The 13,992-nt window shown below is 73.1% G+C and carries 11 protein-coding genes; 8 read left to right on the forward strand and 3 right to left on the reverse strand.

From position 1 onward, the window contains the following. Window positions 1–128 precede the first annotated feature (128 nt). Genes guaB through QCD66_RS04115 form a run of 3 tightly spaced genes read left to right on the forward strand, consistent with a single transcriptional unit; the run spans window position 129 to window position 4,192 of the window. On the forward strand, window positions 129–1,658 hold the full coding sequence (gene guaB, locus QCD66_RS04105) for an IMP dehydrogenase (RefSeq protein ID WP_375736363.1): 1,530 nt from the start codon (window positions 129–131) through the stop codon (window positions 1,656–1,658). A gap of 9 nt (window positions 1,659–1,667) precedes the next feature. Continuing rightward, complete coding sequence (locus QCD66_RS04110) at window positions 1,668–2,786, forward strand: GuaB3 family IMP dehydrogenase-related protein (RefSeq protein WP_364215649.1); 1,119 nt, start codon at window positions 1,668–1,670, stop codon at window positions 2,784–2,786. Then, window positions 2,783–4,192, forward strand: coding sequence for a M1 family metallopeptidase (locus QCD66_RS04115; RefSeq protein WP_375736364.1), 1,410 nt, complete (start codon window positions 2,783–2,785; stop codon window positions 4,190–4,192). Before QCD66_RS04110 ends, QCD66_RS04115 begins: the two co-directional genes overlap by 4 nt. Window positions 4,193–4,239: 47 nt before the next feature. Here QCD66_RS04115 and QCD66_RS04120 read toward each other — a convergent pair whose 3' ends face one another. Beyond that, window positions 4,240–5,370 (reverse strand): LCP family protein, encoded by a 1,131-nt coding sequence (locus QCD66_RS04120; RefSeq protein ID WP_375736365.1) that lies wholly within the window; start codon window positions 5,368–5,370, stop codon window positions 4,240–4,242. Between the two features lie 69 nt (window positions 5,371–5,439). Between QCD66_RS04120 and QCD66_RS04125 the strand changes: the two genes are divergently transcribed. Together QCD66_RS04125 and guaA are read left to right on the forward strand one after the other, a co-directional pair. Beyond that, a complete protein-coding gene (locus tag QCD66_RS04125; RefSeq protein WP_364215658.1) occupies window positions 5,440–7,137 on the forward strand; it encodes a GMC family oxidoreductase in 1,698 nt (565 codons plus the stop codon). Window positions 7,138–7,274: 137 nt separating this feature from the next. Beyond that, a complete protein-coding gene (gene guaA / locus QCD66_RS04130) occupies window positions 7,275–8,828 on the forward strand; it encodes a glutamine-hydrolyzing GMP synthase (RefSeq protein ID WP_364215661.1) in 1,554 nt (517 codons plus the stop codon). A 4-nt stretch (window positions 8,829–8,832) separates the two neighbouring features. Here guaA and QCD66_RS04135 read toward each other — a convergent pair whose 3' ends face one another. After that, on the reverse strand, window positions 8,833–9,195 hold the full coding sequence (locus QCD66_RS04135; RefSeq protein ID WP_364215664.1) for a PspC domain-containing protein: 363 nt from the start codon (window positions 9,193–9,195) through the stop codon (window positions 8,833–8,835). A gap of 145 nt (window positions 9,196–9,340) precedes the next feature. Between QCD66_RS04135 and QCD66_RS04140 the strand changes: the two genes are divergently transcribed. The 3 genes from QCD66_RS04140 to QCD66_RS04150 all read left to right on the forward strand — a co-directional run bounded on the left by QCD66_RS04140 (window position 9,341) and on the right by QCD66_RS04150 (window position 12,650). After that, on the forward strand, window positions 9,341–10,288 hold the full coding sequence (locus QCD66_RS04140) for an NUDIX domain-containing protein (RefSeq protein WP_364215667.1): 948 nt from the start codon (window positions 9,341–9,343) through the stop codon (window positions 10,286–10,288). Window positions 10,289–10,342: 54 nt separating this feature from the next. Further along, window positions 10,343–11,368, forward strand: coding sequence for an NUDIX hydrolase (locus QCD66_RS04145; protein ID WP_375736366.1), 1,026 nt, complete (start codon window positions 10,343–10,345; stop codon window positions 11,366–11,368). Between the two features lie 271 nt (window positions 11,369–11,639). After that, entirely contained in the window at window positions 11,640–12,650 is a 1,011-nt protein-coding gene (locus QCD66_RS04150) for a CDP-alcohol phosphatidyltransferase family protein (protein WP_375736367.1), read from the forward strand. A 58-nt stretch (window positions 12,651–12,708) separates the two neighbouring features. On the opposite strand, the gene QCD66_RS04155 is transcribed toward QCD66_RS04150, so the two are convergent. Next, a complete protein-coding gene (locus tag QCD66_RS04155) occupies window positions 12,709–13,962 on the reverse strand; it encodes a phosphatidylserine decarboxylase (protein ID WP_375736368.1) in 1,254 nt (417 codons plus the stop codon). Window positions 13,963–13,992: the final 30 nt, after the last annotated feature.

The following is a 13,992-nucleotide window of genomic DNA, read 5'->3' on the forward strand; positions in this document are numbered from 1 at the left end:
CCGCGCCCGCCCCGCCGTACGGTCGGGGCGTCCGACCACCCCGGGTCGCCGGGCGCGGGCCTGCCACCGGCACATGGGTACGATGAAGCGACGCGCCGCTGAGGGGACAAATCGTGGATATTTCGCCCGTGAACGATCATGCGTCGGACCGGGTCGACGCCAGCTCGACGGGTCCGGCACCCGAGCGGATCGTGCCGCTCGGTCTGACGTTCGACGACGTACTTCTGCAACCCGGCGAGTCCGACATCGTGCCGAGCCGGGTCAACACGATCACCCGGCTCACCCGCAACGTCGAGATCGCCATTCCACTCGCGTCCAGCGCGATGGACACCGTGACCGAGGCCCGGATGGCGATCGCCATGGCCCGGCAGGGCGGCATCGGGGTCCTGCACCGCAACCTCTCGGTGGAGGACCAGGCGCTCCAGGTTGACCTCGTCAAGCGGTCCGAGGCCGGCATGATCACCAACCCGGTGACCGCCAGCCCCGACGACACCCTGCGTGACGTCGACGCGCTCTGCGGGCGCTACCGGATCTCCGGCGTGCCGGTGGTCGACGCCGAGGGCATCCTGGTCGGCATCGTCACCAACCGCGACATGCGCTTCGAGACCGACACCAGCATCCCGGTCCGCCAGGTGATGACGCCGATGCCGCTGGTCACCGCCGAGGTCGGGGTCTCCAAGGACCAGGCCCTGGCCCTGCTGCGCCAGCACAAGGTGGAGAAGCTTCCGCTGGTCGACCGGGCCGGGCGGCTGCGTGGGCTGATCACCGTCAAGGACTTCACCAAGAGCGAGCAGTTCCCCAACGCGACCAAGGACAGCGCCGGCCGGCTGCGGGTCGCCGCCGCCGTCGGGGTGGGCGACGACGCGTACAAGCGGGCCCGGGCCCTGATCGACGCCGGTGTCGACGTGGTGATCGTCGACACCGCGCACGGCCACCAGCGCGCCGTGCTCGACATGGTGCGGCTGCTGAAGAAGGAGACCGCGGTCGACGTGGTCGGCGGCAACGTCGGCACGTACGCCGGGGCGAAGGCACTGGTCGACGCCGGTGCCGACGGCGTCAAGGTCGGCGTCGGCCCCGGGGCCATCTGCACCACCCGGATCGTGGCCGGGGTCGGCGTACCCCAGATCACCGCGATCATGGAGGCGGCCCGCGCCTGCCGGCCGGCCGGCGTACCGGTCATCGGCGACGGCGGTATCCAGTACTCCGGCGACATCGCCAAGGCGCTGGTCGCCGGCGCCGACTCGGTCATGCTCGGCAGCCTGCTCGCCGGCTGCGAGGAGAGCCCCGGCGAGCTGCTGTTCATCAACGGCAAGCAGTTCAAGTCCTACCGGGGGATGGGCTCGCTCGGCGCGATGCAGTCCCGCGGCCAGGCCCGCTCCTACTCCAAGGACCGCTACTTCCAGCACGACGTGCTCAGCGACGAGAAGCTGGTCCCCGAGGGCGTCGAGGGGCGGGTGCCCTACCGCGGCCCGCTGGCCGCGGTGGCCCACCAACTCGTCGGCGGCCTGCGCCTGGCCATGGGCTACGTCGGCGCCGAGGGCATCCGCGACCTGCACGAGCGGGGCCAGCTCGTCCGGATCACCGCGGCCGGGCTCAAGGAGAGCCACCCGCACGACATCCAGATGACCGTCGAAGCCCCCAATTACCACACCCGATAGGAGCCTCCTGTGCGTGACGTGGTCGAAATCGGGTCGGGTAAGACCGCGCAGCGCGGCTACCACCTGGACGACATCGCGATCGTGCCGAGCCGACGTACCCGCGACGTCGACGACGTCTCGACCGCCTGGCAGCTCGACGCCTATCCGTTCCGGATCCCGTGCGTGGCGCACCCGTCCGACGCGACCATGAGCCCCGCCTCGGCGGTCGCGCTCGGCCAGCTCGGCGGCCTCGGCGTGCTCAACGTCGAGGGGCTGTGGACCCGCTACGAGGACCCGGAGAAGGTGCTCGAGGAGCTGTCGACCCTCGACGAGGACGCGCCGGCCACCAAGCGGTTGCAGGAGGCGTACGCCGAACCGATCCGGCCCGACCTCATCGCCGAGCGGGTCCGGCAGATGCGCGAGGGCGGCAGCACCGTCGCCGTACGGGTGTCGCCGCAGCACACCCTCGCCCTCGCCCCGGTCATCCTCGACGCCGGCGTCGACATCCTCGTCATCCAGGGCACCATCGTCTCCGCCGAGCACGTCTCGACCACCGACGAGCCGCTCAACCTCAAGGAGTTCATCGCCGACCTCGACCTGCCGGTCGTGGTCGGCGGCTGCACCGACTACAAGACGGCACTGCACCTGATGCGCACCGGCGCGGCCGGCGTGATCGTCGGTGTTGGCGCTGACGAGTGGTCGACGACCGACACCGTGCTCGGCATCCGGGTGCCGATGGCGACCGCGATCGCCGACGCGGCCGCCGCCCGGCGCGACTACCTGGACGAGACCGGCGGGCGCTACGTCCACCTCATCGCCGACGGTGACGTCCAGACCTCGGGCGACATCGCGAAGGCGCTCGGCTGCGGCGCCGACGCCGTCATGCTCGGCGAGCCGCTGGCGATGTGCGACGAGGCGCCGGCCTCCGGCGCCTGGTGGCACTCGGCGGCGAGCCACCCGCAGCTCCCACGTGGGGCGTTCGGGGTCGCCGGGGAGTCGCTCGGCTCGATGGAGAAGCTGCTCTACGGCCCGTCCGACGACCCGGACGGCCAGCTCAACCTCTTCGGCGGTCTGCGCCGCGCGATGGCCAAGTGCGGCTACCGCGACCTGAAGGAGTTCCAGAAGGTCGGACTGGTCATCGATCGATGAAGATCAGAACCGCTCGGGCGGTGGGCGCCGCCGCGCTGGTGGCGGTGCTCGCCACCAGCGGGTGCACGGGCCTGCCCGGCGTCGGTGAGACACCGGTCACCTTCGAGGCCGGCGCCGACGGCATCGGCGACCCCTACTTCCCGACGTACGGCAACGGCGGCTACGACGTGCTCAGCTACGGCCTGAAGCTGCGCTACGACCCGGCCGGCGACCAGCTCGGCGGCACCGCCACCATCACCGCCACCGCGACGGCCAACCTGTCCCGGTTCAACCTCGACCTGGTCGGGCTCACCGTCTCCGAGGTCACCGTCGACGGGACGACGGCCCGGCACGCCCGCGAGGGCGACGAACTGGTGATCACGCCGGAGTCCGGACTGCACCGCGACTCCCGGTTCGTGGTCGAGGTCGACTACAGCGGCACCCCGGTGACGGTGCGCAGCCCCGACCTGGGCGAGGGCGGCTTCATCAACACCGACGACGGGGCGATCGCGCTCGGTCAGCCCGAGTCGGCCAGCACCTGGTTCCCGGTCAACGACCACCCGCTCGACAAGGCGACGTACGACATCGAGATCACGGTCCCGGAGGGGCTGAGCGCCCTCAGCAACGGAGTGCCGGGCGGCACGTCGACCGCAGACGGCTGGACCACCTGGAAGTGGGCGGAGCGCGCGCCGATGGCGAGCTACCTGACCACCCTGGTCATCGGCGACTACCGGGTGAACAGCGGCACCCACGCCGGCAAGCCGATCGTCACCGCGGTCGCGGCGGAGCTGCCGACGACGTACGCGGACGCGGCGATGGCGCGTACCGGTGAGATCGCCGACTATCTCGCCACCCTCTTCGGCCCCTACCCGTTCGACTCGTACGGCGGGATCGTCGTCGCCGAGAGCCGGATCGGCTACGCCCTGGAGACCCAGTCCCGCCCGGTCTACGGACCGTCGTTCTTCCGCCGCGACACCGGGGAGTGGGTGGTCGCGCACGAGCTGGCCCACCAGTGGTTCGGCGACAGCGTCTCGATCCACCACTGGCGTGACATCTGGCTCAACGAGGGCTTCGCCAGCTATGCCGAGTGGCTGTGGGAGGAACACGACGGCGGCCGCTCCGCGCAGGCCAACTTCGCGGACGAGTACGCCCAGACCGACTGGAGCCAGCCGACCGGCGACCCCGGCCGGTCCGGGATCTTCAGCCGGGCGGTCTACAAGCGTGGGGCGCTGACCGTGCACGCGTTGCGCCGTACGGTGGGCGACGACGCGTTCTTCCGGCTGTTGAAGACCTGGACCGCCGAGAAGCGGGACGGCAACGCCACCACCGCCGAGTTCGTCGCCGTCGCCGAGCGGGTCACCGGCAAGTCACTGCGGCCGTTCTTCGACGACTGGCTCTACGGCACCACCGCACCGCCGCTGCCGTGACCTTGGCCGGCCCGCCGGCACCGCGCGCGAGCTGAGCCGCCGGCCGGTCAGCCCTGCAGCACCAGCGACGGGTTGGCGGCGACGAACTCGTCCTCCCGGCCGGCCCGTAGCTCGGCGAGGTAGCGCCGGCCGATCTCGTCGAGCTGCTCGCCGCGGTAGCCCGAGCCGGTGCCGACCCCGGAGCCGGGCAGGCCGACCAGGGTCAGGTTCTCCGGCCGCAGGTCGCTGAGCGCGAACGCGAAGTCGATCGGCCGCTGGCCGCGGCCGTCGAAGACCAGGGCGTCACCGATCGCGGTCAGCACCTGGCCGACGGCCAGCGGATTGGTGGCCATCGAGCTGGCCAGCACCCCACGCAGCAGCGCTTTGATCAACTGCTGGTGGTGGCGCTGCCGGTCGTACGCGCCGTTCGGCAGGTCGTACCGCTGCCGGGCGTAGTCGAGCGCCTGCCAGCCGTTGAGGTGGCGCAGGCCGGGCTCGTAGACCATCTGCGGCCCGGTGTAGCCGCCCGACCTCGACGCGGTGCGCAGCTTGCCGTCGGGCCGCAGGTGGATCGAGGCGACCCGCTGGTCGATGTGCAGGTCGACGCCGCCGACCGCGTCGACGAGGTTGCGGAAGCCCCGGAAGTTCAGCACCGCGCCCGCGTCGAACTCGTCGATCCCGGTGTAGTCGCTCACCGTACGGGCCAGCAGCTGGAAGCCGCGGGCGACGTCCGGCGTGCCGCCGTCACGCTGCCGGCTGCCGTACACCATCGCGGCATTGATCTTGTTTCGGCCGCCCCGGTAGCCGGAGGCCGGGAAGGCGGGAATGTCCACCAGCAGGTCCCGGGGGAGGGCGACCAGGTGGCCGCTCTTCAGGTCGGCGTCCACCCGCAGGATCATGATCGCGTCGGCGTTCGGCTGCCAGTCCGGCACGCTTTCGCGGGTGTCGATGCCGACCAGCAGGATGTCGAGCGGACCCTTGAGGTCGGCCCCGGGCCGCGGCGTCGGGCTGGCGGTCGGGGTGCCGCCGCCGGCCGCGCTCGCCGGGCCCGACGGTCCGAACAGGTCGGCGGTCGAGATCGGATAGCGCCGTTCCAGATACCCGTCGACGACGACCGCGGCGCCGCCGAGCAGCCCGACCGCCGCGACGATCGCCACGCACCACAAGACGAGGCGCCGGCGCCTGCCCTGTCCAGTCATCGACTTTCCTCCTGCGCAGACCGCGCCGACCCGTGGCGTGAAAGGTACCCGGCCGAGAAAATGACCCGCATGCGGTACGACGTGGTCGTCATCGGTTCCGGGTTCGGCGGCAGCGTAGCCGCACTACGGCTGGTGGAGAAGGGCTATTCGGTCGCTGTTCTGGAAGCCGGTCGGCGGTTCGCCGACCACGAACTGCCCCGTACGTCGTGGCGGCTGCACCGCTTTCTCTGGGCGCCACGCCTCGGCTGGTACGGCATCCAGCGGATCAGCCTGCTCCGCCCGGCCCGCCGCGGCCGGGGCGCCGGGGTGCTGGTGCTCTCCGGCGCCGGGGTCGGCGGCGGCTCCCTGGTCTACGCCAACACCCTCTACGAGCCGCTGCCCGACTTCTACGACGATCCACAGTGGCGCCACCTCGCCGACTGGCGTACCGAACTCGCCCCGCACTACGACCAGGCGCGACGGATGCTGGGCGGGACGACGTACCCGGTCCGGACGGCCGCCGACGAGGCGATGCGGGCGGTCGCGGAGCGGATGGGGGTCGGGCACACGCACCGACCGACGCCGGTCGGGGTCCATCTCGGCCGGCCCGGCGAGGTGCGCCGCGATCCGTACTTCGGCGGCGCCGGTCCGGACCGGACCGGCTGCCTGCACTGCGGCGCCTGCATGACCGGCTGCCGGCACGGCGCCAAGAACACCCTGGTGAAGAACTACCTGTGGCTGGCCGAGCGGCTCGGGGCGCGGATCCACCCGCGCACCACGGTCACCGCCGTACGTCCCGCGCCGGCCGGCGGCTACCTCGTGACGACCGTACGCACCGGAAGCTGGACCGGCCGGCGCCGGACCGTCGAGGCGGACCAGGTCGTCTTCGCCGCCGGGGCGCTGGGCACCCAGCGGCTGCTGCACACGATGCGGGACAGCGGTGCGCTGCCCGACCTGTCCGCCCGGATCGGCGCGCTGACCCGGACCAACTCCGAGGCGATCCTCGGCGCCTCGGTGCCCCGGCCGGCGGCCCGGCGGCGGAACCTCGACTTCAGCCACGGGGTGGCGATCACCAGTTCGTTCCATCCCGACCGGCAGACCCACGTCGAACCGGTCCGCTACGGGCCCGGCTCGAACCTGTTGGGGCTGCTCCAGTCGGCCCTGGTCGACGGCGGCCCCCGACGGTTCCGCCGCTGGCTCGGCACGCTGGCCCGCCGCCCGCTCACGTCGCTGCGGCAGCTGTCGGTGCGGGACTGGTCCCGTCGTACGGTCATCGCGCTGGTGATGCAGTCGGCGGACAACTCGCTGACCACCCGGCTGCGGCGGACCTGGACCGGTGGCCGGCGGCTGGCGACCGGGCCGGGCCACGGCCCGCCCAGCCCGACCTGGATCCCGGCCGGCAACACGGCGGCGCGGCTGCTGGCCGAGGAGATCGGCGGTCACCCCGGCGGCGCGGTCACCGAGGCGGTCGACATCCCGATGACCGCGCACATCCTCGGCGGTGCGGTGATCGGCGGCAGCGCCGCCGACGGCGTGGTCGACCCCTACCACCGGGTGTACGGCCACCCCGGCCTGCACGTGGTCGACGGGGCGGCGGTGTCGGCGAACCTCGGCGTCAACCCGGCCCTGACGATCACCGCGCAGGCGGAGCGGGCGCTGTCGTTCTGGCCCAACCGCGGCGATCCGGACCCCCGCCCGCCGCAGGGCGCGCCGTACGACCGGATCGGGCCGGTGCCGCCCCGGCGGCCAGCCGTGCCCGCCGACGCCCCGGCGGCCCTGCGTCGCTGAAGCGACCGTCGCCGATCAGTCGTTGAGCTGCGGCGACGCCCCCGGGCGGGGGGTCGCCCGGCGCGGCTCCGGCCGGCCGGGCGGGACCGGGCGGCCTGTCGTGGCGGTGCCGGTGACGGTGGGTAGGCTCTGAGCACATGAGCACGCCCCGCCCGGTCCTCGTCGTCGACTTCGGCGCCCAGTACGCCCAGTTGATCGCCCGCCGCGTCCGTGAGGCGCGGGTCTATTCGGAGATCGTCCCGCACTCGATGCCGGTGGCCGAGATGCTGGCGAAGGATCCCGCCGCGATCATCCTCTCCGGCGGCCCGTCCAGCGTCTACGCGCCGGGTGCGCCGCAGGTCGACGGCGCCCTCTTCGATGCCGGCGTACCGGTCTTCGGCATCTGCTACGGGTTCCAGGCGATGGCCCAGGTGCTCGGCGGCACCGTCGCCCGCACCGGTCGCAGCGAGTACGGCGGCACCCCGCTGACCGTACGGCCGCAGGCCGGCGTGCTGCTGCGTGAGCTGCCGGCCGAGCTGCCGGTGTGGATGAGCCACGGCGACTGCGTGACCGAGGCGCCGACCGGGTTCACCGTGACGGCCGAGTCGGCCGGGGCGCCGGTGGCCGCGTTCGAGGACGTCGTGGGCCGCCGGGCCGGCGTGCAGTTCCACCCCGAGGTGCTGCACACCGAGCACGGGCAGACGGTGCTGTCCCGGTTCCTCTACGACGTGGCGGGCATCGAGCCGACCTGGACGCCGGAGAACATCATCGACGAGCAGGTGGCCCGGATCCGGGCCCAGGTCGGTGACAAGGAGATCATCTGCGCGCTGTCCGGCGGTGTCGACTCCGCGGTGGCGGCGGCGCTGGTGCACAAGGCCGTCGGTGACCAGCTCACCTGCGTCTTCGTCGACCACGGTCTGCTGCGGGCCGGCGAGGCCGAGCAGGTGGAGAAGGACTACGTCGCGGCGACCGGCATCAAGCTGAAGGTCGTCGACGCGGCCGACCGGTTCCTCGGCGCGCTCGACGGGGTCACCGACCCGGAAGACAAGCGCAAGATCATCGGACGGGAGTTCATCCGGGTCTTCGAGGCCGCCGCCCGCGAGGTCGCCGCCGCCGGGGACGTCGAGTTCCTGGTCCAGGGCACGCTCTACCCCGACGTGGTCGAGTCCGGCGGCGGCACCGGCACCGCCAACATCAAGTCGCACCACAACGTGGGCGGCCTTCCCGACGACCTCCAGTTCTCGCTGGTCGAGCCGTTGCGCACCCTCTTCAAGGACGAGGTACGCACGCTCGGCCTGCAACTGGGCCTGCCCGAGGTCATGGTCTGGCGGCACCCGTTCCCGGGCCCCGGACTGGCCATCCGGATCATCGGCGCGGTCTCCCGCGACCGGCTGGAGGTGCTCCGCGTCGCCGACCTGATCGCCCGCGAGGAACTCGCCGCCGCCGGTCTGGAGCGCGGCGTCTGGCAGTTCCCGGTGGTGCTGCTCGCCGACGTACGCAGCGTGGGTGTGCAGGGCGACGGCCGTACCTACGGGCACCCCGTGGTGCTGCGACCGGTCTCCAGCGAGGACGCGATGACGGCCGACTGGTCGCGTCTGCCGTACGACGTCGTCGCCCGGATCTCCACCCGCATCACCAACGAGGTGCCCGAGGTCAACCGGGTGGTGCTCGACGTGACGAGCAAGCCGCCGGGCACCATCGAGTGGGAGTGACCGGTCACGCCGCTGGCGGCGGGTCGGCCACCTTCGACCAGTTCGGCGGGGTGGGCCCGGCGGGCGGGTAGCTGCCCGGCGTCGGGTCCGGCCCACCCGGGTACGGGCCGGCCGCCGGGTGCGGCCAGGCCGGGGCGTTCGCCGGCTCCTCGGGCATCAGGAACCAGACGACCGGGTACGTCAGCAGCAGAAGCCCGCCGGTCGCCAGGACGGCCACGGCGAAGAGCACCCGGACGAGTGTCGGGTCGACGTTGAAGTATCGGCCGATGCCGGAGGCCACCCCGGCGACCATCCGGTCGGTGGTCGGCCGGCGCAGCTGCTTGTAGGGCGGGTGGGCGGTCGGCTGTTGGGGAGGTGATTGAGTCATGCCTCCACACTCCCGCGCCGACGGGCCCGCCGCCCTCGGTGACTCTCCTGAGCCCTACCCTGACTGTCCCCGGATGGGCGATAGCCTGTCAGGAATCTGACTCGCGTCATAGACGTGTCACATGATTCGGGAAGAATCGACCGCTGTGACCCCCGCGCTGGAGCCGCTTCGCAGGATCGCGGCGTATGCCCTCTGTGTCGATTCCGATGACCGTGTGTTGCTGGTCCGGGCCTCTCCCCGCTCGGGCACACCCGGTGTGTGGTCGCTGCCCGGCGGTGCGGTCGACCACGGTGAGGACCCCAACCACACGGTCGTGCGCGAGACGGCCGCCGAGACCGGACTCTCCATCGCCGTCACCGGCCTGAGCGACGTGCTCGCCGACATGCGCTCGCTGCCGCACCGGGGCGTCACCATCCACACCGACCGGCTGATCTACCAGGGATCGGTGCGGGGCGGAAACCTCTACGACCGGATCGGCCAGCCCACCGACCTGGCCCGCTGGGTCACCCTCGACGAGGCGAAGGGGATGCCGCTGCGCCCCTTCACGGCCACCGCCCTCGGGCTGCCCGCCGAGCCGATCGACCTGCGCCCCGACGAGGCGCCCGACTTCCCGTCGTTCTACGCCGTGCCCGGCCCGGACGGGCTGCACCGCGCGCAGCGCTTCGCCGCGTACGCGGTCGCCACCGACCCCGCCGGCCAGGTGTTGCTCACCCGGGTCTCCGACGGCTATCCCGGAGCCGGCCGCTGGCACCTGCCCGGCGGCGGCACCGACTACGGCGAGCAGCCCGGCGCCGCGCTCATCCGCGAACTGGTCGAGGAGACCGGCCAGCGCGGTCGGCTGGTCGAGCTGCTCGGGGTGGCGAGCCACCGCGACGCGGCGTCGCTCGGCCCGGAGGGCTATCCGATCGACTGGCACGGGGTGCGGGCCTTCTACCGGGTGGCGGTCGACACCCCGGCCCCGCCGACCGTCGGCGACGTCGGAGGCTCGACCTGCGAGGCGCGCTGGTTCGGGCCGCAGGAGATCGCCGAGCTGCCCGCCGACCGGATGACCGAGGTCACCGCCGAGGCGATGCGGGCCGTCCAGCTCGTCTGAACCCGGACCGTACGATCGACCCGTCGGAGCCGCCAGTGGCGACGGGGGGTGCGGGTGGATCGTCGGCGAAGGATCGCGGCGTACGGGGTCTGTGTGGCTGCCGACGGTCGACTACTGCTGGTCAGAGCTTCGGCCGCCACCGGACGCCCCGGCGTCTGGCAGGTGCCCGGCGGTGGCATCGAGCACGGCGAGCACCCGGCCGACGCGGTCGTCCGCGAGTTCGCCGAGGAGACCGGTCTCGCCGTCGGCGTACGCGGCCTGCGGGCCGTGGTCGCCGACGTGCGGGCCGGTCCGGACGGTGCCGTACACACCGACCGGGTCATCTACGACGTCGCCCCGCTGGGCGGGACGCTGGGCGCCGAACCGGCTGGCGGGACGCTGCGCGCCGAACCGGCTGGCAGGACGCTACGCGCCGAACCGGCTGGCACCAGCGACCGTGCCGAGTGGGTCGAGCCCGGGCGGCTGGCCGCGCTGCCGCTGATGCCGTTCACCGCCGAACTGCTCGGCCGCCCGGTCGAGCCGGTACCGGCCGACCGCGCGGTGCCGTCCGCCGACGCCGCACCGGCGGCCGCCGGGACCGGGCACGGGCAGGTGACCCCGGCCGGTGGCGAACGGCCGGCGCGAGGCCAGCGCTTCGCCGCGTACGGGCTGGTCACCGACCCCGCCGGCCGGGTGCTGCTGACGCTTATCGCCTCCGGCTACCCGGGCGCCGGATCCTGGCACCTGCCCGGTGGCGGCACCGACCACGGCGAGCAACCCGTCGCCGCGCTGCTGCGCGAACTCGCCGAGGAAGCCGACCAGGTCGGCCGGATCACGGCGCTGCTCGACGTCTCGCACCGGCGTAACCCGGCCGCGGTCGGGCCGGAGGGCTATCCGATCGACTGGCACGCGGTCCGGGCGATCTTCCGCGTCGTCGTCGACACACCCACCCCGGCCCGGGTCACCGAGGCGGCCGGCGGATCGACGGCCGACGCGGCCTGGTTCCCCGTGGCGCGGGCCGTCAGTTTGCCCCTCACCGATGTCGCCGCCGCCGCGCTGCCGCTCCTCGTCGACCGGCCAGCCACGGAGCGTGACCGGTAGCGAAAGTACCGGTATGGCGGCTTCCGGTAAGATCCGTGGTGGAAGGGCGTCGACCGGGCGGCCCGATCGGCCGGTGCGGCGGCGACCTGCGCGACAGCGGTCACGACCGGGAACGAAAGCCCGGCCACGATCGTCTGAACGCCGTACGGTGCACCCAAAACAAGATCCGCAGACACCTATCGCGAATCTTCGCTCACTGTGCGATGGTGTAGGCCGCAAAATCGGGTGGCCGCCGAGGCGGCGGATCGACCATCCCGTGTTGGAGGGATACGTGCCGAGAACCCCTTGGCGACGTCGTCGTACGACCGACAGCCCGCGCCCCGCGGGCCGCCGCTGGGCAGGGCGTCTGCGTCGGGGCGGCACAATCGCTCGCCAGGCGCTTCTCGTACGGGTCGGTCGGCGCGGCGACTCCTCCGCCCGCACGGCGATGATGCGTTCCGACCACGTGCCGAGCGCCCCGGCCCCGTTCGGGCCGACCCCGCCGACCGCCGCCGAGATCACGGCCGCCGTCCCGGTCAGTCCCGCCGTCGGGCCGTCCAGCGCGGTCGACGCCGACGCCCAGGGCATGACCATCCCGCTGCTGCCGGGGGAGCGGACGACGGCCCGCCGGGTCAAGTTCCTCGTCGTCAACGCCTGCACGCTGACCAGCCTGACCCTCGGCCTGATGGCGATCTTCCTGGCGATGCAGGGTGAGATCCAGAATGCCGCGTTCTGCCTGATCGCCTGCGTCGGCTTCGACGGCCTCGACGGTGCGCTGGCCCGCCGGTTCGGCGTGTCGAGCCCGTTCGGCGCCCAGATGGACTCGCTCGCCGACATGTGCTCGTTCGGGCTGGCCGCGCCCGTGGTCGTCTACGCGTCGCTGGCCGGCACCGTCTCGGCCACTGCCGCCGCCGTGGCCTGCGCGCTGGTCGCCGCCTGCGCGGCGATCCGGCTGGCCCGCTTCAACGTCTCGCCGAAGGACGGCCGGTTCTTCTGCGGCGTGCCCACCACGATGGCCGCCGCCGTGCTCGCCGTCACGGTGCTGATCGGCCTGCCGGCGCCCGGATGGGTGCAGGTGACCGGGGTCGCGGTGTTGGCCATCGCGATGGTGTCCAGCTTCCCGTACGCCAAGCTGGCCCGCCTGATCAAGCTTCCGCCGTGGCTCTGGCTCGCCCCGATCATCGGTGCCCTGGTCAACCCCCGGCTGACGTTCGCGCTCGTCGTCGCCGGATACCTGATCAGCGGTCCGCTGCTCTGGCTGCGCGAGCGCCGCGCCGCGCAGGGCATCTCGCGCGCCGCCTGACGCACGTACGAAACGGCCGCCACCCCGTTCGGGGTGGCGGCCGTCGATGTCGTACGGGTCAGCGCCAGCGGGCGATGACCGACGAACCGCCCAGCACCCGGTCGCCGGGGGCCACGTGCGGGTCGGCGGCGTCGGCCGGCAGGTAGACGTCGGTCCGCGAACCGAACCGGATCAGGCCGAACCGCTCACCGCGGGCCAGCAACGACCCGACCGGCGCCCGCTGCACGATCCGGCGGGCGATCAGGCCGGTCCGCTGCGCCACCACCACCGTGCCCCGGCTGGTGTCGAGCACCGTGTAGGCGGCGACGTTGTGCTCGGCGTCCGGCTTCATCGCGGCGGCGAACCCGCCGTCGGCGACGAAGTAGTCGACCACCTTGCCGGCGACCGGGGCCCGGTTGACGTGCACGTCGAGCACCGACAGGAACACCGCGACCCGCAGGAACTCCTGGTCGCCGAAGCGCTCGTCACGCAGCCGTTCGACCGACAGCACCTTGCCGTCGCTGGCGGCCACGACCGCCGACCCGTCGTCGGGCACATCCCGCTCCGGGTCCCGGAAGAACGCCGCGACCGGTACGGTGGCCAGCGCCGGTACCAGCCACAGCTTCGACTTCGGCCGGCTCACCCGGGACAGGACCGCCAGCCCCAGCGCGATCCCGGCCGCGGCGACCCCGTTGGAGTCGATGTGCATGCTCCGGGTCAGCGGCACGCTCGACGGCCGGTAGGCCGGCGTCAGCTTGTCGGCGGTCGCCGGGTCGGCCGCGGTGAACCGGAGCCGGTACACCCGTACCGGCGGCTGGTTGCGCAGCACCAGGTCGGTGCCGACTCCGAAGAGCGCGCCCTGCCGGTCGAGTTCGGCGGCGGCGCCCGGCGTCGCGCCGGGCAGCGCCGGTACGGCGACCGACAGCACCGCGCCGTCGGTCAGGTGCTTGGTCAGCGCGTCCAGCGCGGTCCGGGTCTCCTCGGCGGTGCCGGCGAGGGGCTCGGCGACCATCACCACGTCGGCCGGGTCGGCCTCGGCGAGCGAGTCGACCACGCGTACCCGGTCGGCGACCCACCGCCCCTGCTCCGTGACGTGCTCCCGCAGCGCGGCGGCCTGACCTGCCTCGGCGGGCACCAGGGTGAGCGCGTCACCGGGCAGCAGCGCGTCGATCGCCGCGGCCAGGGTGGCGGAGTCGGGCGACGCGTCGACCAGCAGCGCGGTCTTCGGCGCCTGATGCCGGGCGAGTTCGGTGGTCAGGGTCCGGGCGGCGCGCTCGCCGATGCGGGCCGGGCCGCGCAGGCCGGTCACGCGTACGGCGGGGGACTCGGTCATGTCGGGCGGGCTCCTCGCAGATCAGGTCGG

It is taken from the genome of Polymorphospora sp. A560, from assembly GCF_045781765.1.
Lineage (GTDB): Bacteria > Actinomycetota > Actinomycetes > Mycobacteriales > Micromonosporaceae > Polymorphospora > Polymorphospora lycopeni.